Genomic DNA, 22,593 nt, shown 5'->3' with positions numbered 1-22,593 from the left:
ACAAGACAATCTCGACGAATGATAACTGCAAAGTCAAAGGACAGAACATTTCCTTTTTTTGATACTTAGAAGACAACATATTGAAAGTCAAAAGATTCCTGATACCCCAGGCGGATTCGGAGCCTCTTGCGACTTTCTCAAGCATCCTTTCTCCGAAATTCCGCTCCCCTCAATCACTGGTCCCATCCACGAACACCGGCTCGCCCATTTCGTTGAAGTTGAAGTTGGCGAAAACGTGGTCGCCGTTCATGTCGACCACGCGGATGTCGCTGGGCGAAACCAGTCGCTCCACCGCCGTATCGAGCCGGGAGCCGTAGATTTCGCGAGCCCTGGAAAGCGGCACTTCGAAGGCGATGTATTTGCGAATGCCCTTGTTTTCCAGATGAAAACGCGCCCGTTCGCTCTGCAACCCCTCGTGGTGCTGGGTCACCACCAGAATCGGCCCGTTGCCGCCAAAAATCAGATAGGCCCGCACCATGGGTTTTCCCCCCCTTGCAAAGAAACCGCGTCTGAAGGTCTTGTCTTCCGCCTGGAACCGGACCATGTTAGATTCTTTCCCGTCGCAGGCAAAGGTCTGCCGGTATCGACCCCCTTTCCGAACGGGTGCCGCCATGTCGCTCGATGTCCAACAGGTTCGTCACGTCGCCTCCCTGGCGCGTCTGGCCATCACCCCCGAAGAGGAGACCCTCTACAGCGGACAACTCAGCCGAATCCTGCAACTGATGGAAGAGCTGAACCAACTGCCGACGGACGGCGTACCGCCCATGTCCCACGCCGTGGCCGTGAGAATGCCGGAACGGGACGACGTGGTGACCAACGGCAACAACCGCGACGCCCTGCTGGCCAACGCGCCGGAAGCGGAAGAAGGCCATTTCCGGGTTCCCAAAATTATTGAATAATCGACGAAACCGTCCTTTTAATCTTTTAAAGTATCAAAAAAAGGAAATGTTTTGACTTTTTGTGTTGTCTTTTAAAAAAATGTTGTAACTATTCAGATATACGGGGGTTCGAGGGGGATTATCCCCCCCCGACGGGTCCAGGGCAGCGCCCTGGGACTCTTCCGTTTGCTGTTGACTTCCGACCCCATGGGGTCCAGGGGGCACCCCTGGGACTTTTCCTTTCGCCGTTGACATGATCATGCTGCACCGTGCAGGGGTCTGAATAGTTACGGAAATGTTTTGACTTTTTGTGTTGTCTTTCAAAAATATTTTGAAATTCAAAGGATAACGTCAAAAGACAGAACATTTTCTTTTTTTGATACTTAAAGGCAACGTATTGAAAGGAATATTCCGCCTTGAACCCCGTCCATCTCTCCCTGACCGAAGCCGCCCGCCTGCTGGCTGATCGCTCCCTCTCCGCGACGGAGCTGACCCGTGCCTGTCTGGAGGCCATCCGCCAACAAGACGCCACCCTGAACGCCTTCATCACCGTGGCCGAACCCCAGGCCCTGGCCGCCGCCGAACAGGCCGACCAGCAACTGGCCAAGGGCGACGCACCCCCCCTGACCGGCCTGCCCCTGGCCATCAAGGATATCTTCTGCACCACCGACATGCCCACCACCTGCGGATCCCGCATGTTGAAAGGCTTCCTGTCGCCCTACGAATCGACGGTGACCCGCCGCCTGCGGCAGGCGGGCGCGGTGCTGCTGGGCAAAACCAACATGGACGAGTTCGCCATGGGCTCCTCCACCGAAACCTCCCATTTCGGACCGACCCGCAATCCCTGGGATCCGGAACGCACCCCCGGCGGCTCTTCCGGCGGTTCGGCGGTGGCGGTGGCGGCAGGTCTGGCCCTCGGGGCCACCGGAACCGATACCGGCGGCTCCATCCGCCAGCCCGCCGCCCTCAACGGCATCACCGGCCTCAAACCCACCTACGGGCGCGTCTCCCGCTACGGCATGGTGGCCTTCGCCTCCTCCCTGGACCAGGCCGGTCCCATGACCCGTAGCGTCGAGGACGCCGCCCTGCTGCTGCAAACCATGGCCGGCCACGACCCCCTGGACGCCACCAGCATCCCCGAGGATCCGCCCCGTTACGCCGACAGCCTCGAACGCTCCGTCAAAGGACTGAAGATCGGTCTGCCGAAGGAGTATTTCCCCGCCGAACTGACCGATGCGATTCGCAACCCGTTGCACGAGGCCCAGGAGCTGTTCCGGAGACTGGGTGCGGAACTGGTGCCCGTCTCCCTGCCCCATACCAGTTACGCCATTCAGACCTATTACATTCTGGCCCCGGCGGAGGCCTCCTCCAACCTGGCGCGTTACGACGGCGTCAAGTTCGGTTATCGCTGCCAGCAACCCCGGGATCTTGCCGATCTCTACTGCCGCTCCCGCGCCGAAGGTTTCGGTGCCGAGGTCAAACGGCGCATCATGCTGGGCACCTACGTCCTCTCCTCCGGCTACTACGACGCCTTCTACCGCAAAGCGCAGAAGGTGCGCCGCCTGATCGCCGACGATTTCGCCGCCGCCTTCCGCGAGGTGGACGTTCTGCTGACCCCCACCGCGCCCGACGTGGCCTTCCGCCTGGGGGAGAAAACCGACGACCCGGTGGCGATGTACCTTTCCGACATCTTCACCATCAACGTCAATCTGGCGGGTCTGCCGGCCCTCTCCCTGCCCTGCGGTTTGCATGAGGGCCGACTGCCGGTGGGTATGCAGCTCATCGGCCCGCCGTTGGGTGAAGAGGTGCTGTTCCAAACCGGCCACGCCTTTCAGCGGAACAGCGACTGGCACCGTCGCCGTCCCCAACCTGTCGCCAACGGAGCCGCGTCATGAGCGCCTACGAGGTTGTCATCGGACTCGAAGTCCACGCCCAGATGCTCACCGCCTCCAAGATCTTCTGCGGCTGCTCCACCCGCTTCGGCGCGGAGGCCAACACCCAGGTCTGCCCCGTTTGCGCCGCCTTTCCCGGCGTGTTGCCGGTACTCAACCGGCAGGCGGTGGAGTTCGCCGTGCGCACCGGTCTGGCCATAGAGGGGGAGGTGCGCACCGTCTCCGAGTACTCCCGCAAGAACTACTTCTATCCCGATCTGCCGGCGGGCTACCAGATTACCCAATACGAGCTGCCCATCGTACTCGGCGGTCATCTGGAGATCGAGGACGAGCAGGGGCGGCGGCGACGCATCGGCATCACCCGCATCCACATGGAGGTTGATGCCGGGAAAAGCCTTCACGAGGGCATTCCGGGGGCCTCCTGGGTCGATTTGAATCGTACCGGGGTGCCGTTGATGGAGATCGTTTCGGAACCCGATCTGCGCAGCGCCGAGGAGGCGGGGCTCTATCTGAAGAAGCTGCGGGCGCTGTTGCGCTGTCTGGGGGTGTGCGACGGCAACATGGAGCAGGGTTCGTTGCGGTGCGACGCCAACGTCTCCATTCGCCCCAAGGGGGCCACGACCTTCGGCACCCGTTGCGAGATCAAGAATCTCAACTCCATTCGCAACGTGCAACGCGCCATCGCCTGGGAGATGGAACGCCACATCGAGATCGTGGAGGATGGCGGCAGCATCGTGCAGGAGACCCGCCTGTGGGACGCCAACAAGGGCGAAACCCGTTCCATGCGCAGCAAGGAGGAGGCCCACGACTACCGCTATTTCCCGGAGCCGGATCTGCCGCCGTTGTTGTTGACGGAGGAGCGCATCGCCAAGATTCGCGCCGCTCTTCCCGAGTTGCCGGAGCAGCGTCGGGCGCGTTTCGAGGCGGATTACGGCTTGTCCGGCTACGATGCCGGGGTATTGACGGCGGCGATGGAGCTGGCGGACTACTTCGAAACGGCGCTGGGCGTCTTGCGGGAGGCGGGTTTTCAGGATCCCAAGGGGGTGGCCAACTGGGTGATGGGGGATCTGCTGGGATATTTGAACCGCTCGGGACTGGAGATCGGCGACTCCCCGGTTTCATCCACGCAGTTGGCGCGACTGCTGATCATGGTGCTAGAGGGGACCATTTCCGGCAAGATGGCCAAGCAGGTATTCGGGCAGATGTGTGCTTCCGGGGGCGAACCGGAGGCCATTGTGGCGGAGCAGGGTCTGGCCCAGGTTTCGGATCAGGGGGCCATTGCGGCGGCCATCGACGCCGTTCTGGCGGCCAATCCCGCCCAGGTGGCGCAGTATCGCGCCGGCAAGACCCAGGTGATGGGTTTTCTGGTGGGCCAGGTGATGAAAGCCACCAAGGGGCAGGCCAATCCGGGATTGCTCAACACGCTGCTGACGGAGAAGTTGAAGGGCTGATCAAGAGCCGTATCTGTTCCGATATACGGGGGTCCGGGGGGGATTATCCCCCCCGGCGGGTCCAGGGCAGCGCCCTGGGACTTTTTCGTTGACGTCCAACCCCACGGGGTCCAGGGGGCACCCCTGGGACGTTTCCTTTCGCGGTTGACACCATCATGCTGTACTGAACAGGGCTCTGAACAGTTACCCGCTTTTTCCTTTAAGTATCAAAAAAAGGAAATGTTCTATCCTTTGACTTTCATCTTTTCCAACTGGTATCTATACAGTGGTTCGGATGGATTCCCCACCAGATGGCCTTAGGGCAGTCCTGCTGTATGTTACCTTTGTCTTTTCACCTCCCGCCATGCGTTACGGGGAAGGTCATGATCCACTCTTATGCCGTCGAAATTCGGGAAGGCCAGGTTCACCTTCAGGAGCCGCTGGTCTTGCAAGGCAGGCATCGCGGGGTTCTGACCATTCTTGAACCCTTGGACGACCCGGAAGTTCAACCCGTTGCTTCGGGCAACGCGGCGGAAATAGTGGCTTTTCTTCAGAAACACCGCTTAAGTCCCGAAGCGCGCCTTTCGGCGCAAGAGATCGACCAGCAGATCGCGGCGGAGAGAGAAGCGTGGGATTGAACCGGATGGTCTATCTGGATAGCTGCATTGCCAGTAACTATTCAGGTTCCTGCCTGGCACAGCATGATCGTGTCAACAGCGAAAGGAAAACGTCCCAGGGCGCTGCCCTGGACCCGTCGGGGGGGATAATCCCCCCCCGAACCCCCGTATATCTGAATAGTTACGAACCGCGAAGCAATGGGCCATGACGATCTAACTAAATGATGACTGAAAAAGTCAAAGATAGAATATTTTCTTTTTTTGATATTTAAAAGATAACATATTGAAAGTCAAAGAATTTAAAATATTTCCCCCCCCCGCTTGGTTGCGGGAGTTTTGCAACTCCCTCTACAGACTGAAAACAACTCCGGAACAACCGCGTCGTTTCTACAACATCCCATCTTCCGCCGGAAAAGCCCTGGCCTCCTTGCTCTCCCACCAGGTGAAGATGGCGTCCAGGCCTCGGAACAACTGGTCTTCATCCAGCCCGTAACCCACCAGACGCACGTCGGGCACCTCGAAACCCAGGTAGTCCACCGGCACCATGGTCGGCAGGCTGACCGTCTTGTGCAGCAGCACCGCCACCCGCATCGAGGCCGGATCCTGGGCTTTCAGCAGCTCCAGCAGACGTTTCATGCTGCCGCCGGTGTCCATCAGGGCGTCCACCACGATGACATCCCGCCCCGCCACCAGATCCAGATCCTCACGGGTGAAAACGAAGGTCTCGGTTTCCGCGCGGGCATGGGCGAAGATCACCGGCACGGGCCGGGAAAGGGCCCGCATCAGATCGGCTCCGAAAAGAAAGCCCCCCTTCAACACCACCACCAGCAGCGGCAACGCCTCGCTGGAGAGATCCTCCTCAATCTGGATGGCCAGCTCCTGAATGCGGGATTGCAGATGCTCCCGATCGATGAGCAGTGTCTGTTGCCGCAATCCGGAATCCATGGCGCCCCTCCCCGATTGGATCACGCCCTGTTTTTCTTCAGGAAGCGTTCCAGGAAGTTGAGGCTGTAACGCCCGCTCTGGAAAGCCCCGTCGCGCAGAATGCGCTGATGCAGGGGAATGGTGGTGGAAATGCCGCCGATGACGAATTCATCCAAAGCCCGACGCATGCGGGCCATGGCCTCCTCCCGGTCGGCGCCGTAGGTGATGAGCTTGCCGATCATGGAGTCGTAGTAAGGCGGAATACGGTAACCGGCGTAAACCCCGGAGTCGATGCGCACTCCCCCGCCGCCCGGCGGATGGTACTCGGTGATCACACCGGGCGAGGGTATGAAGTTGCGATCCGGATCCTCGGCGTTGATGCGGCATTCGATGGCCCAACCCCGCATCGTCACCTGATCCTGGGTCAGGGAGAGGGGCTCCCCGGCGGCGATGCGAAGCTGCTCCTTGACCAGATCGAGCCCGGTGACCAGCTCCGTGACCGGGTGTTCCACCTGAATGCGGGTGTTGACCTCCAGGAAGAAGAACTCGCCGTTGTTGTACAGGAACTCGAAGGTGCCGAGGCTGGAATAACCCACCTCCCGGGCGGCCTTGGCGGCCATTTCGCCCAGACGGGCGCGGGTGGCGGCATCGAGTACCGGAGAGGGCGACTCCTCCAGCAGCTTCTGGTGACGCCGCTGCAGGGAACAGTCCCGCTCGCCCAGATGAATGGCGTTGCCGTGTTTGTCGGCCATGATCTGGATTTCGATGTGGCGGGGATTTTCCAGGTATTTTTCGATGTAGACGTTTTCGTTCTTGAAGAACTGTTGCGCTTCGCTGCGGGCCACGGAAAAGGCGTTGATCAGGGCGGCGTCGGAGTGGACCACCTTCATGCCCCGCCCGCCGCCGCCGCCGGCGGCCTTGATGATGATGGGATAGCCGATCTGACGGGCCACCTCCAGAGCATTGTCCTCGCTGCCCACCACCCCGTCCGAACCGGGCACCACCGGCAGGCCCGCCTTCTGCACGGCGGCCCGGGCCCGAACCTTGTCCCCCAGCAGACGGATCACCTCCGGCTCGGGACCGATGAAGGTCAGCCCGGAGGCGCGCACGATCTCGGCGAACTCGGCGTTTTCGGAGAGAAAACCGTAACCGGGGTGGATGGCCTCGGTATCGGTGATCTCCGCCGCCGCCATGATGGCGGTGATGTTGAGATAGGAGGCGGTCGAGGCGGGCGGACCGATGCACACCGACTCGTCGGCCAGCTTGACGTGCATGGCCTCGCTGTCGGCGGTGGAGTGGACCGCAACGGTCTGAATGCCCAGTTCCCGACAGGCCCGATGCACGCGCAGGGCGATCTCCCCGCGATTGGCGATGAGGATCTTCTTGAACATGGCGTCAAACGGGCTCGATGACGAAGAGTTCCTCGCCGAATTCCACCGGGGAGGCGTTCTCCTTGAGGATGTGCGTCACCCGTCCTTCGACCTCGGCTTCGATCTCGTTCATGAGTTTCATGGCCTCGATGATACAGAGGGTCTGCCCCTTTTTGACCACATCCCCCTCGTTGACGTAATTGGGACTGTCGGGCGAGGCGGAGCGGTAGAAGGTGCCCACCATGGGGGAGACGATGGAAACCCCGCTGCCGGAGGATTTGGCCCGTTCCGGCTTGGGCGGGGGCGCCGGAACGAATTCGACCGGCGAGGCGGAAAAGGGTGAGGCGAGGGGGGAACTCATGCGTTCCCGACGCACCATCTCCGGACTGCGGTTCACCCTCACCACCTGATCGTTCTGGCGCACCTCGATTTCGGTGACATCGGTGCCTTCCAGCATCTTGATGAGTTGGCGAATCTCCTTAAGCTCCATGGATCATCCCCTTCAATGAGCCCGGTTCGTTTCGAGGGTAGCCGTCGCAGCCTTGCGGTCGAGCCAATCCCTGGCTCCCGTCAAGGCCATGCGGTAGCCGTGCAGGCCGAAGCCCGCGATCGTTCCCAGGGCGATATCGCTGATATATGAATGGTGTCGAAACGGTTCGCGTTGATGAATATTGCTCAAATGCACCTCGATAACCGGCAGGGCGACTGCCAGCAACGCATCCCGGATGGCCACGGAGGTATGGGTGTAGGCCGCGGGATTGATGATGATCAGGTCATGGCTGGTGCGGGCCCGTTGAATGCGCTCCACCAGCTCTCCTTCATGGTTGGACTGGAAACAGTCGATTGTCAAAGTCAGCCGCTCCCCCTCCCGGCGACAGGCGGTTTCGATGTCGGCCAGGGTGAAGTGTCCGTAGATGCCCGGTTCCCGCAACCCCAGGAGGTTGAGGTTGGGACCGTTGATGACCAGAATGTTCGCGGCAACCGTCATGACGCCCTCCCCTGTTCCGGCGGCCTATCCGGCGCGAAGCGGTGTTTCGGCAGAGGGTTGCTCCCGCTGCCAGCGTTGCCGCTGCACCTGGACCAGCAGGGTCTCCAGCCGCTGCAGGGCCCGACCCGACGGCGGCGGCGCGGGCTGTTGCACGCGGTGCAGCAGGGTCTCCAGCCGCTGCAGCAGGCGACGCCGTCCCGAGAGCGGCCCCATGGCGTTCAGCGCCTTGCGCCAGGCCCGGGCCGGAGCCTGGCCGTATTCGCCCAGACGCCGTTCGATCTCGTCTTCGATCTCTTTGCCGCCGACGGAGAGCAGACGCCCCAGCAGATACCATTGCGCCACGGTCTCGGGGGCCTCCTGCACCAGGGTGGAGATCAGCTCCCCGGCCTCTTGCGGACGATTCCCCCGGGTCAACTGCACCACTTGCTCCAGCATCTCTTCCGTTGTGGCCACGCCGCCTCCCGACCCGGAAACCCCGTTTCCCCCGTTCCATCCACCCTGTCGTTACCGCGCCAGTTTGCCAGAACCCGATGACTTGGGCAAATTCTTTTGTGCCGCAAAGCGGAAGGAGCGGCGAGACCCCGCTTTGCATTCGGGCCGCGGGCTGACCTACAATGGCCCGGTGTTGCGGCTGAAAACCCGGAAAAGGTGGTAAAACCATGAAGATCCGCTTGAATGGCGAGGAGTACGAACTTCCCGAAGGATGTCGTGTGGGGGCGTTGCTGGAACGCTTGAAACTCGATCCGACCCGGGTGGCGGTGGAGCGCAATCTCGAACTGGTGAAGAAGGCCCATTTCGCCGAAACGGTGTTGCTGGAAGGCGACAGCGTGGAGGTGGTTCATTTCATTGGAGGCGGTGGCATGACGACGCACGGGGATCCCCTGATTCTGGATGGACGCAGCTATAAAAGCCGCCTGCTGGTGGGCACGGGCAAGTACAAGGATTTCGAAGAGACGGCGCGGGCCATCGAGGCTTCCGGGGCGGAGATCGTCACCGTGGCGGTGCGGCGGGTCAATCTCAGCGACGCTTCCGCGCCCCGATTGAGCGATTATCTCGATCCGGCGCATTACACCTATCTGCCCAATACCGCCGGCTGTTACACCGCGGACGAGGCGGTGCGCACCCTGCGACTGGCCCGTGAGGCGGGCGGCTGGAATCTGGTCAAGCTGGAGGTGCTGGCGGATCAGAAATATCTGTGGCCCAACATGCCGGAAACGGTCAAAGCGGCGGAAAAACTCATCGCCGACGGCTTCAAGGTGATGGTCTACACCACGGACGACCCCTTTCTGTGCAAGCAGTTCGAAGAGATGGGCTGCGTGGCGGTGATGCCGCTGGCCGCACCCATCGGGTCGGGACTGGGGGTGCGCAATCCCCTGACCATACGCATGATCGTGGAGGGGGCCAAGGTGCCGGTGCTGGTGGATGCCGGGGTGGGCACCGCCTCCGACGCGGCGGTGGCCATGGAGCTGGGCTGCGACGGGGTGTTGATGAACACCGCCATCGCCGAGGCCAGGGATTGCGTGCGCATGGCCACGGCCATGAAACTGGCGGTTCAGGCGGGACGGGAGGCCTTTCTGGCCGGACGCATGCCCCGCCGCACCCATGCTTCGGCCTCAAGCCCGGTCGACGGGTTGTTTTTTTAAGGCCAGCCCCCGGTGTGTCAATGAGCGACCTCGCCCAACCCCACGACCATTTGCTGAAAGCCGTTCTCGCCGACCCCGAAACCGCCGGGGTTCTGTTGCGGGAACGGCTGCCCCCGGATGTGGCGGCACTGCTCACTGCCGAGGCCCCGGAACCGGTGGAAGGCAGTTTCATCGACGAGGAGCTGCGGCAACACCTCAGCGACCGCCTCTATCGGGCCAAACTGCGGGACGGCGCCGAAGCCTTCATCTACACCCTTCTGGAACACAAAAGCCGCCCCGAGCGCAAATCCGCCTGGCAGTTGCACCGCTACATGACCCGCGCCCTGGAACGCTGGGAACGGGAAAACCCCGACTGGGAACAGCTTCCGGCCATCATCGGGGTGATCCTCTATCACGGGGCCTCCCCCTGGCGCATTCCGGACGAACTCGCGGCCCTGATGCCCCCGCAGCCGGCGTTGCGGCCCTATCTGCCCAATTTTCGCTATGTGGTGGTCGATCTGGGCACCATCGAAAATGAGGCCATGTCCGCCGACCCCCGCCTGCGCGCCGGGTTTCTGGCCCTCAAATTCGTCTTCCGCAAGGAGGAACAACGCGGTATCATGAAGCTGGTGGGACTCTCATTGCGGGAGGCACCCGACCTGTTCCATCAGGTGCTGCTGTATATCGCCGTCACCTATGAAAACATCGATGCGCAAGCCATGCGGGAACTGGTTCAGACAGCCCGCCCCACGGAGGCAAGCCCCATGATCTCCAGCTACGCCATGAATATATTACTCAGCAATCCGCCCCCCTGGTTGACCGACATCGTACCGGCGAATCTACTCCGGGAAACCCTGGAGAAGGGCAAAGAAGCCGGCAGGGAGGAAGGCAGGGAGGAAGGCTCCCGACAAGCGGCGGGAGGACTTCTCCTTCGCCTGTTGCGTCGCCGCTTCCACGATCTGCCGGAGTGGGTACCCGCCCGGATCGAGGCGGCGGATCCGGAGCATCTCGAAATCTGGTCGGATCGCCTGCTGGATGCGGCCAGCGTCGAAGAGATCTTTGCCGATTGACACGGAAAGCTGACGAGCGTCAAAAACATGTCTGACAATTCCGCTACGCTGCCCTCCTGGGATGTGCGCTGGCCCGATCCGGTGGCCATTCAGGTCGCCGCGGCGCGACTGATGGCCGCCCAGGCGGAAAACAGCGCTCTCAACCGGGCCCTGGGCATCCATCTTCACATGGAGGAGGGCTCCTTCGAGGATCCCTACTCCACCGGCATTCTGGTCACCCCCTGGGCCGTGGAGCGCATCTTCTGGATCAATCCCCCCCGTCGCGAGCCCTCCCTGCAAAGCGCCATGCCGCTGACCATCGACGACAAAGGCCGCGTCGCCCCCGGACAGGGCGTCATTCTGCAGGAGTCCTCCCGCCGCATCGGCGTGCTGACCGCGTGGGAGCCCGAAACCGGCCACTATTTCGTGGAAACCCTGCTGCCCTCGACCCTCCCCTTCCGCTCTTGCCAGGAGGCCCTGCAGGCCGCCCTCGGGGCACCGGCGCCCCAACCTCCGCGCCAATCCCTCTCCACCCAGCTCGAAACCGCCTGTTCCAGGCGTTCCCTCTTTGGTTTCCTGCGCTCTTGACACCCCTGTTTTGACGCCTTCCGATTAAATTGACGATGCCGCGAAAAAAGTCTAGCCAAAACGCCATTCCGCTGTTAAGATGCGGCCCTGGAATTGATCTTGCTTTAAATCAACCCGTCACCACCAGCAAGGCGGGTACAGAAATGATAATTGGCACGGAAATTGTTCTAGATTTCCCGTGTTGCTGGGGGTATCGTTTGCCGACTTTGTCATACAGGTTAAATTGGAGGCTTTTCGATGGTACAGATCAGAAAATCGTTGGTGGTTCCCGCTTTCCTCATGATGTCCGGCTTGATCGCCGCCGGCTGCTCCTCGACCCCGGCCGAAAAGGCCCCGGATCAGGGCGCCGAAGTGTCCAAGCTGCAGGCGGACGTTGCCCGTCTGAAGCAGGAGTCCGAGGAGGCCAAGCGTCGCGCGGCTACCGCCGAGCGTGAAGCTTCCGCCGCCCGTCAGGCTCTTGAGGACGCCCGCGCCGAGGCCAATCGCGCCAAGGATGCGTTCAACAAGAATCAGAAGAAGGGTGCCAAGGCTCCCGTCAAGGCCAAGGCTCCTGCCAAAGCCAAGGCGCCCGCCAAGGCCAAGGCCGCCGCGCCCGCCAAGAAGTAATCCGGCACTCCGAGTCAATCGGAGTTCCTCTGAAAGCCGGGAGTTCCAAGGTGGTTTCGACCACACGGAACTCCCGGTTTTTTTTTGCCCGGTCGCAGTGGGCGCGGACATGAAAAGGCCGGAAAATAGTTCCGGGTAACTATTCAGGCCCCTGCCCAGCGCGGCATGATCGTGTCAACGGCGAAAGGAAAAGTCCCAGGGGTGCCCCCTGGACCCCATGGGGTCAGACGTCAACAGCGAAAGGAAAAGTCCCAGGGCGCTGCCCTGGACCCGTCGGGGGGGATAATCCCCCCCGAACCCCCGTATACCTGAACAGATACAGAAAAATTACGTATTCCAAAGTAGACGCGGTATATTCAGGCCCCTGCCCAGCGCGGCATGATCGTGTCAACGGCGAAAGGAAAAGTCCCAGGGGTGCCCCCTGGACCCCAGGGGGTCGGACACCAACAGCGAAAGGAAAAGTCCCAGGGCGCTGCCCTGGACCCGTCGGGGGGGATAATCCCCCCCGAACCCCCGTATACCTGAACAGATACAGTTCCGGTTTAATTTTATACAAAAACGGGGGTCCGGGGGCATACGCCCCCCGGACCCCCGTAGCAATGACAAACCCTACTGCACCTCTTTGCTGACCGGTTCCATCAATCCCGACGGCTCCTGCAACACCTTCTCGATACGATCCCAATCGATGACGGCATGCACCCTCGGAGGTCCCCGTTTCAAGGCCTCCTGTACCGCCCAGGAAGCTTCCTGCATCAGGTTCTTTTTGCTGCCGTCCTTCAGTTCCAGGGGCGGATGCACCTCCAGGTACAAGGTGTTGCCCAACCAACCCGCCTTGACCGGCTGATCCACGATATGAATCGCATCCCCCACCTTCACGGTCTCGTAAAGGTCGATGATGTGTTCGGGGTAGAGGCGGATGCAGCCGTGGCTGACCCGCCGCCCCACCCCGAAGGGACGAGCGGTGCCGTGCATCAGATAGCCCGGAATGGTCATGTAGATGGCGTGGGTGCCCAGTGGATTGTCCGGCCCCGGCGGAAAGGAGGCGGGCAGATCGGGATCTTCCGCCCGAATGGAGGGGGGCGGATACCAGGTGGGATCGGCCTGCTTGCGCACCACACGGGCGGTGGTGCGCGGCGTATCCCACCCCTCCTGCCCGATGCCGATGGGATAGGAAAGCACCTCCGTATCGCTCAACCACTGGTACAGGCGCATTTCCGGCAGGTTGACGACGATCTTGCGCCCTTTCCCCGGAGCCCAAGGCAGTACGCGCCGCATTTCGACGCGCACCATGCTGCCCTCCCGGGGGATCCATTCGTTGACGCCGGGATTGTGCATCATGAATTCGGTGTAACCGAATCCATAATCCCAGGCCAGATGGATCATGGTGTCCTCTTTTTCGATCTGGTGGAAATGGGTACCCCGATCGATGACCTCGTTTCCGGGAGGCAGGGTGTAGGGCTCGGAGAGACCGACGACGGTTTCGGGCCGCACCACGGAGGTCAGGGCCGATGAATGCTGCAAATTGACCCCTTCTTTGGGAACGGTCGTCATTTCCGGCGCAGTCGGCTCAACGGCCACCGGGTGGGGCTGTGCCCCCGGAGCCGCCGGTCCGGTCACAACCCCGGCAGGCGATGCGGACGGTGACTGCGGAACTGCGGCCGGGGATACCGGAGCGCGGGCCGCACCGGGACCGGGACCGGCAGTCGGCGCGGTAACCGCCTGCGGAACGGTTGCGGGCACAGCCGACGCCGGAGCGCGGGCCGCGCCGGGACCGGCCGGTTGGGCCGTCGCCCCCGGCGTCGCAGAGGATTTACCCGTGCCGGTTACCACGCTTCCCGGCGTCGGCAAGGCTGTCGGAGAACCGGGGGTGATCACCGGAGCGAGGTGAGGGGGCTTTTGGGCGGCAGGCGGCGATGCAGCCGGTTTTTCCGCCGCAGGAGTCTTTTTCACCGGGTTTTCCGGAACGGCGCTCACATGGGGAGCCGCTTTCGGCGCTTCCGAGGCTGCCGGTAACGGAGCGGTTTCGGCATGGGGCGTCTCCGCCGACTTCCGGGCCTCTTCCGCCGCCGCTTTCTTGCGGGCCTCTTCCGCCGCCGCTTTCTTGCGGGCCTCTTCCGCTGCCGCTTTCTTCCGGGCCACTTCCGCTGCCGCCTCTTTCCGGGTTTCGTCCTCCCCAGCCGTATTTTGAGCCTCTTCTTTCGCCCCCGCCGCCTTTTGGGCCTCTTCCTTCGCGGCAGCCGCCTTGCGGGCCTCTTCCGCCGCGGCCTTCTTGCGGGCTTCTTCCGCCGCCGCCAGGGCTTTCCTGGCCGCCGCCTCGGCGGCGACTGCCCTCTTTTTGGCCTCTTCCGCCGCCGCCGCCGCCTTGCGGGCCTCTTCCGCCGCTTCCGCCGCCTTGCGGGACTCTTCGGTAACCGGGCCCGTCATGGAATCGTCCGCCGGGGGGGGGGCTTCCGGGGAGGTTTTCGCCACCGGGGGACGCGGCTTTTTCGGCGCCGGGGTGGTCGGCACGAACTGAGCCGGAGGCGTCACCGCCGGAGCCAGCGCCGGAACCGGAGCCTGTACCGGTTGGGTGACCCTCTGTTTGTTCATCGGGCGAGGGGAACTCTCCTCGCCACGGGTCAGCACCCCTTCCGGGGTGAGAACCAGGGGAACCTCCTCGGTGCTGAACGACCGCATCGGTAGCGACAGGGCCAGACACCCCAGAATGGCCGCCAGTTGTACCGCTTTCATGCCATCACTCCCTGATTGACTAAATCCCTGCCGCCAGCAGATGTCGCAACAAATGCAACCCCGCCTGGCTGGCCTGTTGCCGGATGCGATTGCGATCCCCCGGGAAGCGGAACGAACGTTCCATCACCTTGCCCCAGCGGGAGACCGCCGCCATGAAGACCGTGCCCACCGGTTTCTCCTCGCTGCCCCCGTCGGGACCGGCGATGCCGGTGATGCTCAGGCCCATATCGGCTTCGGTGGTCCTTTGCACACCACGGGCCATGGAGAGCGCCACCTCCATGGAAACCGCGCCGCAACTCTGCACCAGACTCTCCGGAACCTCCAGCAAGCCCTGTTTGAGGGCGTTGGCATAGGCCACCACGCCGCCCAGCAGGAAGGCGCTGCTGCCCGGCACCGAGGCCAGGCGGGCGCTCACCAGTCCCGAGGTGCAGGATTCCGCCACGGCCAGCCGCAAGCCCGACTCGCGGAAGATTCGGGCCACCTCTTCTTCCAGAAAGACGGGTTCCTTGGCGTAGAGGCTCTCCCCCAGGCGCTCTTCGACCCGTTGCCGCACCTCCGGGCCCATGGAGGCGGGCAGCGTCATGGCCCAATCGCCTCCCGGCATGCTTTGCAGGGTGCAGTTCAAACACAGCTCCCCTTCGGTGAGGTCCGACAGATCGGGTTTTTTGCTACCGCCTTCCACCATCCAGCAGGAGGGGGCCCGGCGACGCCGTTCGGAGCGCTCCTCTTCCAGGAAGGTGCGAATGGTGCTGACCAGGTCGTGACGCACCTCCCAGATGGAGTGTTCGCAGAAGGCCACCATGCGTCCCCGACGCCGCACCGCGAATCCGGCGGTCACTCCGGCGGCGGTTTCCAGACGTTTGGCGCCCAACACCCGCAGTTGATCCGACTCCTCCCCGTCGAGGCCCAGGGAGAGGCCCAGATTGGAGATGAAGGAGCGTCGCAGGCGGCCGCCGTGTTCGCCCTGGGCGATGATCAGGCCGTATTCGGGGGAGGTGTCGTTGGGATCGAAGGGCTCTTCCGGATCGACTTCGAGGGTGGCGATATCGGAGACGCCCAACCCGTGCAGGAAGAGGTCGAGATAGGGTCGTCCGGAGAGGGGCAACAGGGTTTCCAGATCGCTCCAGCGCGGCACCACCAGCAGACATTTGATCATTGAAAGACTCCCGTTCGGAAGGCGTGGGTCAAAGCCGGAGTCAGCCACAGGGCGAGCAGCGCCGCGCTCCACAGACCGGCTGCCAGATCATCCATCATGATACCCGTCCCGCCCGAAAGGTTGCGATCCAGCCAACCCACCGGCCAGGGTTTGAAGATGTCGAAGAGGCGGAACAGGACGAAGCCCGCCAGCAGGGTGGCCGCCTCGGGGGGAAACCAGCAGACCGTCAGGCAATAGCCGGCCACCTCGTCGATGACCACCGCGCCCGGATCCTTGCTTCCCAGGCAGAGAGCGGCCCGGTCGGCGGCCCACCAGCCGAGGAGGATCAATCCCGTCAGGGCGACGCCGTAGACCATGGCGGAGGTTTGACCCAACAGCCAGGCCAGGGGAATCGCCGCCAGGGTGCCGAAGGTTCCCGGCGCTTTCGGCAGACGCCCCACACCGCCGAAGGTGGCGATGAAGAGGGCCAAAGGGCATTTTGCCGGGGGGGGCATGGTCATCATGCCAGCGTCCTTTCGGTAAATGGGGGTCCGGGGGGGCTGGCCCCCTGGGGGGTCCGGGGCAGCGCCCCAGGACGTTGCCGCTTTCGACCGGACAGACCCAGCTTCGTCCGGTTGGCGGGTTCAAAGATGGGGAGGATGAGTCCCTCCCCTGGCCCCCTCCCGCCGGGTCGAAGCCTGAACACGGTTGGGATTGGGTGTCAGGTTGGGCATTCCTCTTCTATCGCTTCGACCCGGCAAAGGCCACGTCCCGGGGCGCTGCCCCGGACCCCGCTGAGGGGGCAGCGGTGCTCCCCCTCAGGCTCCCCCAACCCTGTTTGCTAGCCGAAACCATCGGCTCACGTTTCGTGGCCACCCAGATACGCCCGCTCCACCTCCGGATTGTGCAACAACTCCCGCCCCGTGCCACTCAACCGCACCTCCCCGTTGGCCAACACATAACCACGATGCGCCAGTCGCAAAGCCTGAAAGGCGTTCTGCTCCACCAGGAAAATGGTGGTGCCCGTCGCCGCAATCTCTTGCAGAATGCCAAAAATCTGACGACAGACCAAGGGCGCCAGTCCCAAACTCGGTTCATCCAGCATCAACAACACCGGCTTGCCCATCAACGCCCGCCCGATGGCCAACATCTGCTGCTCCCCCCCCGAAAGAGTGCCCGCCCGCTGCTGCTGACGCTCCCGCAACACGGGAAACAGCTCGAAAAGATCCCGCAACGCCCGCTCCGGATCCGTCGGCGGCTCCGGACGCAAGGGCAGCAAGCCCATCTCCAGATTCTCCCGCACCGTCATGGCCGGAAAAATGCGCCGCCCCTCGGGTACCAGTGACAGCCCCATGCGGGCGATACGGGCGGTGGGCAAAGCGGAAATGTCCTGACCATCCAGCAGAACGCGCCCCGCATGCCGACGCGGCTCGCCGAAAAGCGTCATCAGCAACGTGGTCTTGCCCGCCCCGTTGGCCCCGATCAGAGCCACGATCTCCCCCGGATGAATCTCCAGGGATACCCCCTTCAAGGCCTGAATCGGGCCGTAACCGGAAGAGAGTTTGTCCACCTGCAGCAACGGTTGCGGCTTCACGGCTCCAGCTCCCCGTCCTCATCCTCTTCCGCCACGCCGAGATAGGCCTTTTTGACCCGTTCGTCCCGCTGCACCAGCGCCGGAGGACCGGAGGCGATGACCTCCCCGTGATCCAGCACCACCACATGATCCGACAAACCCATGACCAACCCCATGTCGTGTTCGATCAGCAATATGGTGACGCCGTGCTCATCCCGCAACTTGCCGATCCGCGCCGCCAGCTCACGGGTTTCGCCGGGATTGAGTCCCGCCGCCGGTTCGTCCAGACAAAGCAGCAGCGGATTGGTACACATGGCGCGCGCCATTTCCAGACGGCGTTGATGGCCGTATGGCAGTTCCCCCGCCGGACGGTTGGCCTCCCGGGTCAGGTCGAAATAGCCCAGCCAGTAGGCCCCCTGCTCCACCGCCATCTCCTCGTGTTCGCGAAACAGGGAGGTGCGCAGCAGACCCGACCAAAGGTTGCGGTTGACCAGACGGTGTTGCGCCACCAGAAGGTTTTCCAGCACCGTCATGTCGCGGAACAGCCGGATGTTCTGGAAGGTGCGGGCCACCCCGGCCAGGGCGATGCGATGGGAGCCGCCGAACATCTTGTAGAAGAGTTTACCTCCCAATCGCCCTGGATGACGCAGATCGGAAGGTCGCCAGGGCTGCCCCAGCAACTGCGCCAGATCGACCTCCTCCCCGTCGGGCTGGCGCAGATGCAGGCTGCCGGCGGTGGCGCGATAGAAACCGGTGATGCAGTTGAACACCGTGGTCTTGCCCGCGCCGTTGGGGCCGATCAGAGCGGTGATGGAGCCGGTTTTGACCTCGAAGCCGACGTTGTGCAACGCCGTGAGGCCGCCGAAACGCATGGTCAGATGCCTAACCGTCAGGAGCATGGTGTCTCTCCTTGGGCAGGGGCAGGTCGAAACGGGGTCGCTTCAGGCGCAGCAGGCCACGCGGTTTCCAGATCATCATGAGAACCATGGCGATGCCGAAGAGCAGAATGCGCCATTCGGCGAAGTCGCGCAGCAGCTCGGGCAGCACGGTGATGACGATGGCCGCGATGATCACGCCGGGCACGGAACCCATGCCTCCCAGCACCACGATGGCCAGAATCAGCACCGATTCGAAGAAGGTGAAGGAGGTGGGATTGACGAAGCCCTGGGAAGCGGCGAAAAAGACCCCGCCGATGCCGCCCACGGTCGCGCCCAGGCTGAAGGCGGCCAGCTTGATCGACACATGGTTGATGCCCAGGGAACGGCAGGCGATTTCATCCTCCCGCAGCGCCTCCCAGGCCCGACCCAGGGGCAGAAAACGCAGGCGGGAGACGAAAAACACCAGAAAAGCCACCACCGCCAGCAACAGCAGGTAGATGAAGATGAAGCGATAGGTGTTGGAAAATTCCAGCCCGAAGAATTCGTGGAAGGTGACGTGGCCTTCCGAAGCCCGACGGCTGAATTCCAGCCCGAAGAGGGCGGGAAAGGGCGCCTGCACGCCGTTGGGACCGCCGGTGAAGCTCATCCAGTTGTTGAGGATCAGACGGATGATCTCGCCGAAACCGAGGGTGACGATGGCCAGGTAGTCGCCGTGCATGCGCAGCACGGGAAAACCGAGCAGTGCGCCGCAACAGCCGGCGAGCAATGCGCCGCAGGGCAGCGCCGTCCAGAAGCTCAGGCCCAGGTATTCGTGGCCCAGGGCGTAGGTGTAGGCCCCGACGGCGTAAAAGGCCACGAAACCGAGATCGAGCAGTCCGGCCAGCCCCACCACGATGTTCAGCCCCAGGCCCAGCAGCACATAGATCAAGGCCAGGATGGCCACGCCGATCCAGTATTTGGAGAGCAGGAAGGGCAACACGAAAGCCAGGCCCAACAGGATCAGCCCATGGTGCAAGGGGGATCCGGGCAGGTGTACGGCGATTTTGGGCAGCGGGGCGCGCCCTGCCAGCAGGTGTTGCGCCTGAAGAAAGAGCCAGCGCAGCATGAAGAAACCGGCGGCCAGCATCAGGGGGCGTTGCCAGTTTGGAGCCACCTCGTAGCCGGTGAGGACCAGTCCGGCGACGGGCCCCAGCAGCAACAGGGCCATTGCGCCCCAGAGGAGGGCATCGCGGGTGGTGGAGAGGGTTGTTTTCATGTAACGGCCCCTGCCCCCAGCGGCATGATGGTGTCAACGGCCAAAGGAAACGTCCCAGGGCGCTGCCCTGGACCCGTCGGGGGGGATAATCCCCCCCGAACCCCCGTATGAATGAACAACGGCGTTTTCATACTTTTTCCACCACGGCGCGGCCCAACAATCCGGAGGGTCGGAAGATCAGCACGGCGATAAGCAGCACGAAGGCGAAGACATCCTTGTAGTCGGTATTGACGAATCCGGAAAAGAGGGATTCCGCAAGTCCAAGTACAACGCCGCCAAGCAATGCCCCCGGTAAGGAACCAATACCACCCAGAACAGCCGCGGTAAACGCCTTGATGCCCGTAACAAAACCAATGAAAAAGTCAAACGAACCATAATTCAACGTAACCAAAACCCCAGCCACGGCAGCCAACGCCGCACCAATAACAAATACCAGCGCAATGATGCGATCCGTATCAACACCAAGAAGCCGAGCCATCAACGCATCCTGCTGAGTGGCCCGACAACAACGTCCCAACGCAGTCCTGGCCATCAGCCAGGAAACCGCAGCCATCGAAGTAAAAGCCACGGCAACGATGAGCAGTTGGATGTAGGTGATTTGGATAAAGGCTCCCTCCCCGCCCAATTGCAGGCGCAGGTGGCCTTCAAGTACGGCGGGCACCCCCTGGTTTCGGGCTCCCTGGAGCAGGCGCACCATGTTTTGCAGGATCAGGGAGATGCCGATGGCCGAGATGAAGGGTGCCAGTCGGGTGGAGTGGCGCAGTGGGCGGTAGGCGATGCGTTCCATGGTCCAGCCGTAGAGGGCGGTCAGTCCGATGACCAGGACCAGGGTGATGGCCAGGCCCAGCAGGGGGTTGCTCAGGCCCAGGGCGGTCAGGGTGGCCAGAAAGATGGCGGTCAGGTAGGCGGCGACCATGTAGATGTCGCCGTGGGCGAAGTTGATCATGCCGATGATGCCGTAGACCATGGTATAGCCGACGGCGATGAGGCCGTATATCGCTCCCAGGACCAGTCCGTTGATCAATTGTTGCCCGATGATATGGGGCTCCATGCCGCAATCCTTTGCGTCCTGAAAAAACTTTTTCCTAATCTTCTAATTAGCAAAAAGGGTTGGGGGAGTCTGAGGGGGAGCTCCGCTGCCCCCTCAGGACTTTTCCGTTGATCTTTTGACTTTTCCCTTGATCCTCTGACTTTCCTTCCAATCCTCTGACTTTTCCTTCCAGGCTCGCCCCGCGCAAGGCCATCCTTTCGGGGTCCTTTTCCCGAAAGGATGGCTTTGAGCGAGCCCGCCATGGTTCTTTCCGCTGGCCAATCGGCCGTTTGATTGGCCAGCGGAAAGAACACATTGCCCGCGAGGATCCTCCAGCCCCTGTCAAAATGAACGGCTGGCACGTCATTTTCGGCGCGTCCAAAAAGGATGGGGAGGATGAGGCCCTCCCCTGGCCCCCTCCGGCCGGGTCGAAGTTTGAACCGGGATGGAGGAGGCGCCGGGTTGGGCATTGTTCTTTATCGCTTCGACCCGGCACGTCAACGGACCGGGGCGCTGCCCCGGACCCCGCTGAGGGGGCAGCGGAGCTCCCCCTCAGGCTCCCCCAACCCTTTTTGCAAATTCAGGATCAATCCCTTTGGCGGTATTTTCCGTCCGGGGTCCATTCGTACATCACGTAGTCGGAGACTTTCAAATCGCCTTTGGCGTCCCAGGCCTTCGGTCCCATAATGGTATTTACCGTATTTCCATGCAACCATTTGGCCAGAACCGCGCCATCCGTGGAATTCGTCGCCTCGATGGCCGCCGCGATGGCTTCCAGCGTCGAATAGGAGTACAAAGTGTAGCCTTCCGGCTCGTAGCCGCTCTTGCGGAAGGCTTCCACCACCTTCTGTCCGGTGGGGATGCGTCGCGGATCGGCCCCGAAGGTCATGTAGACGCCCTGCACGAACTGTGCGCCGCCTGCGGCCACCATGAACTCTTCGGAGACGATGCCGTCACCGGAGACCAGCGGGGCCGTCAAGCCCTGCTGGCGCATCTGCCGCACCAGGGGACCGGCTTCGCCGTGCAAGCCGCCGAAGTAGACGGCATCGGCTTCCAGCGACTTGATTTTGGTGACCAGGGCGTTGAAGTCCTTTTCGCCACGGGTCAAGCCTTCGAAGAGCACCTCCTTCACGCCCAGGGATTGCAGATGCTTGCGTGCCGCTTCGGCCAATCCCTGACCGTAGGTGTCTTTGTCGTGGATCACGGCGACTTTTTTGGCTTTGAGAACCTTGACCACGAAGTCGGCTCCGACGACGCCCTGCTGGTCGTCGCGTCCGCAGGTACGGAAGATGCCGGGGAGTTTACGTTCCGTGACCATGGGGTTGGTGGAGGCGGGGGTGATGGCCAGGATGCCGGCTTCGCTGTAGATTTCGGAGGCGGGCATGGTGGAGGAGGAGCAGAAGTGGCCGATGACGACATGAACCTTGTCGGAATCGACCAGGCGGTTGGCCACGGAAACGGCTTGTTTGGGCTCGCAGGAGTCATCGCCTTTGATCAGCTCGATGGGACGCCCTTTGACGCCGCCGCGAGCGTTGATGTCCTTGGCCGCCTGTTCCGCGCCGCGCCACAACTGTTCCCCGAAGGGGGCATAGGATCCGGAGAGGGGGCCACCCACCCCGATGCGGATCGGCTCGGCGGCCAGGGCGTTGCCCTGAATGGCGCCTGCCAGAAGAAGCCCCAAAAACCATTTGCTTTTCAACATGTCACCCTCTCCGTGGCCAAAAATTCCGTTCAGTAACTACGGGGGTCCGGGGGGGATTATCCCCCCCGGCGGGTCCAGGGCAGCGCCCTGGGACTTTTCCTTTTGCCGTTGACCCTCCAACTCCATGGGGTCCAGGGGGCACCCCTGGGACTTTTGCCGTTGACCCTCCAACTCCATGGGGTCCAGGGGGCACCCCTGGGACTTTTCCTTGCGCCGTTGATACGGTCGTTCTGTGCAGCGTTCAGAACAGTAACAAATTCCGTCCAGTAACTACGGGGGTCCGGGGGGGATTATCCCCCCCGGCGGGGTCTGGGGCAGCGCCCCAG

At 62.4% G+C, this 22,593-nt stretch carries 22 protein-coding genes; 8 read left to right on the top strand and 14 right to left on the bottom strand.

Going from position 1 to position 22,593, the window contains the following annotated elements:
• Positions 1-169: 169 nt before the first annotated feature.
• Complete coding sequence (locus HQL56_06050; GenBank protein ID MBF0309069.1) at positions 170-478, bottom strand: cytosolic protein; 309 nt, start codon at positions 476-478, stop codon at positions 170-172.
• Between the two features lie 133 nt (positions 479-611).
• Between HQL56_06050 and gatC the strand changes: the two genes are divergently transcribed.
• The 4 genes from gatC (at position 612) to HQL56_06030 (ending at position 4,838) form a co-directional block, all read left to right on the top strand.
• Positions 612-899: an Asp-tRNA(Asn)/Glu-tRNA(Gln) amidotransferase subunit GatC gene (gene gatC / locus HQL56_06045; protein ID MBF0309068.1), complete on the top strand. Its 288-nt coding sequence runs from the start codon at positions 612-614 to the stop codon at positions 897-899.
• Between the two features lie 395 nt (positions 900-1,294).
• Positions 1,295-2,773, top strand: a complete 1,479-nt coding sequence (gene gatA, locus HQL56_06040; GenBank protein MBF0309067.1) for an Asp-tRNA(Asn)/Glu-tRNA(Gln) amidotransferase subunit GatA — start codon at positions 1,295-1,297, stop codon at positions 2,771-2,773.
• On the top strand, positions 2,770-4,221 hold the full coding sequence (gene gatB / locus HQL56_06035) for an Asp-tRNA(Asn)/Glu-tRNA(Gln) amidotransferase subunit GatB (GenBank protein MBF0309066.1): 1,452 nt from the start codon (positions 2,770-2,772) through the stop codon (positions 4,219-4,221). The genes gatA and gatB overlap by 4 nt, the downstream gene beginning before the upstream one ends.
• Positions 4,222-4,583: 362 nt before the next feature.
• Positions 4,584-4,838, top strand: coding sequence for a hypothetical protein (locus HQL56_06030; GenBank protein ID MBF0309065.1), 255 nt, complete (start codon positions 4,584-4,586; stop codon positions 4,836-4,838).
• A gap of 366 nt (positions 4,839-5,204) precedes the next feature.
• Here HQL56_06030 and HQL56_06025 read toward each other — a convergent pair whose 3' ends face one another.
• From HQL56_06025 to HQL56_06005, 5 genes are read right to left on the bottom strand one after another with little or no spacing between them, the layout of a single operon-like run.
• Positions 5,205-5,762, bottom strand: a complete 558-nt coding sequence (locus HQL56_06025) for a hypoxanthine phosphoribosyltransferase (protein ID MBF0309064.1) — start codon at positions 5,760-5,762, stop codon at positions 5,205-5,207.
• 20 nt (positions 5,763-5,782) lie between these two features.
• Positions 5,783-7,132, bottom strand: coding sequence for an acetyl-CoA carboxylase biotin carboxylase subunit (accC, locus tag HQL56_06020; protein ID MBF0309063.1), 1,350 nt, complete (start codon positions 7,130-7,132; stop codon positions 5,783-5,785).
• Between the two features lie 4 nt (positions 7,133-7,136).
• A complete protein-coding gene (gene accB, locus HQL56_06015; protein ID MBF0309062.1) occupies positions 7,137-7,601 on the bottom strand; it encodes an acetyl-CoA carboxylase biotin carboxyl carrier protein in 465 nt (154 codons plus the stop codon).
• Between the two features lie 12 nt (positions 7,602-7,613).
• Positions 7,614-8,099 (bottom strand): type II 3-dehydroquinate dehydratase, encoded by a 486-nt coding sequence (aroQ, locus tag HQL56_06010; GenBank protein ID MBF0309061.1) that lies wholly within the window; start codon positions 8,097-8,099, stop codon positions 7,614-7,616.
• 24 nt (positions 8,100-8,123) lie between these two features.
• Positions 8,124-8,552 carry a hypothetical protein gene (locus tag HQL56_06005; protein MBF0309060.1) on the bottom strand — a complete coding sequence of 143 codons (429 nt, stop codon included), beginning with the start codon at positions 8,550-8,552 and terminating at the stop codon, positions 8,124-8,126.
• A gap of 206 nt (positions 8,553-8,758) precedes the next feature.
• Between HQL56_06005 and thiS the strand changes: the two genes are divergently transcribed.
• The 4 genes from thiS (at position 8,759) to HQL56_05985 (ending at position 11,964) form a co-directional block, all read left to right on the top strand.
• A complete protein-coding gene (thiS, locus tag HQL56_06000) occupies positions 8,759-9,742 on the top strand; it encodes a sulfur carrier protein ThiS (GenBank protein ID MBF0309059.1) in 984 nt (327 codons plus the stop codon).
• 20 nt (positions 9,743-9,762) lie between these two features.
• A complete protein-coding gene (locus HQL56_05995) occupies positions 9,763-10,791 on the top strand; it encodes an Rpn family recombination-promoting nuclease/putative transposase (GenBank protein ID MBF0309058.1) in 1,029 nt (342 codons plus the stop codon).
• A 27-nt stretch (positions 10,792-10,818) separates the two neighbouring features.
• On the top strand, positions 10,819-11,358 hold the full coding sequence (locus HQL56_05990; protein MBF0309057.1) for a hypothetical protein: 540 nt from the start codon (positions 10,819-10,821) through the stop codon (positions 11,356-11,358).
• Between the two features lie 237 nt (positions 11,359-11,595).
• Positions 11,596-11,964 carry a hypothetical protein gene (locus tag HQL56_05985; protein ID MBF0309056.1) on the top strand — a complete coding sequence of 123 codons (369 nt, stop codon included), beginning with the start codon at positions 11,596-11,598 and terminating at the stop codon, positions 11,962-11,964.
• Positions 11,965-12,573: 609 nt separating this feature from the next.
• On the opposite strand, the gene HQL56_05980 is transcribed toward HQL56_05985, so the two are convergent.
• The 8 genes from HQL56_05980 to HQL56_05945 all read right to left on the bottom strand — a co-directional run bounded on the left by HQL56_05980 (position 12,574) and on the right by HQL56_05945 (position 22,267).
• On the bottom strand, positions 12,574-14,694 hold the full coding sequence (locus HQL56_05980) for a L,D-transpeptidase family protein (protein ID MBF0309055.1): 2,121 nt from the start codon (positions 14,692-14,694) through the stop codon (positions 12,574-12,576).
• A 19-nt stretch (positions 14,695-14,713) separates the two neighbouring features.
• Positions 14,714-15,850, bottom strand: coding sequence for a nicotinamide-nucleotide amidohydrolase family protein (locus HQL56_05975; GenBank protein ID MBF0309054.1), 1,137 nt, complete (start codon positions 15,848-15,850; stop codon positions 14,714-14,716).
• Positions 15,847-16,344, bottom strand: a complete 498-nt coding sequence (locus tag HQL56_05970; protein MBF0309053.1) for a phosphatidylglycerophosphatase A — start codon at positions 16,342-16,344, stop codon at positions 15,847-15,849. Before HQL56_05970 ends, HQL56_05975 begins: the two co-directional genes overlap by 4 nt.
• A gap of 344 nt (positions 16,345-16,688) precedes the next feature.
• The gene (locus HQL56_05965) at positions 16,689-17,423 is read right to left on the bottom strand and encodes an ABC transporter ATP-binding protein (GenBank protein ID MBF0309052.1); all 735 of its coding nucleotides are present in this window, start codon (positions 17,421-17,423) and stop codon (positions 16,689-16,691) included.
• Complete coding sequence (locus HQL56_05960) at positions 17,420-18,301, bottom strand: ATP-binding cassette domain-containing protein (GenBank protein ID MBF0309051.1); 882 nt, start codon at positions 18,299-18,301, stop codon at positions 17,420-17,422. Before HQL56_05960 ends, HQL56_05965 begins: the two co-directional genes overlap by 4 nt.
• A complete protein-coding gene (gene livM / locus HQL56_05955) occupies positions 18,285-19,535 on the bottom strand; it encodes a high-affinity branched-chain amino acid ABC transporter permease LivM (GenBank protein MBF0309050.1) in 1,251 nt (416 codons plus the stop codon). Before livM ends, HQL56_05960 begins: the two co-directional genes overlap by 17 nt.
• Before the next feature lie 127 nt (positions 19,536-19,662).
• Positions 19,663-20,586 carry a branched-chain amino acid ABC transporter permease LivH gene (locus tag HQL56_05950; GenBank protein MBF0309049.1) on the bottom strand — a complete coding sequence of 308 codons (924 nt, stop codon included), beginning with the start codon at positions 20,584-20,586 and terminating at the stop codon, positions 19,663-19,665.
• Positions 20,587-21,151: 565 nt separating this feature from the next.
• Positions 21,152-22,267 carry a branched-chain amino acid ABC transporter substrate-binding protein gene (locus HQL56_05945; GenBank protein ID MBF0309048.1) on the bottom strand — a complete coding sequence of 372 codons (1,116 nt, stop codon included), beginning with the start codon at positions 22,265-22,267 and terminating at the stop codon, positions 21,152-21,154.
• Between the last annotated feature and the right edge of the window lie 326 nt (positions 22,268-22,593).

It is taken from the genome of Magnetococcales bacterium (assembly GCA_015231925.1).
Classification (GTDB): Bacteria; Pseudomonadota; Magnetococcia; order Magnetococcales; family JADGAQ01; genus JADGAQ01.
Note: the sequence above shows the minus strand (reverse complement) of the source record. Positions and strands in the feature narration are given on the sequence as shown.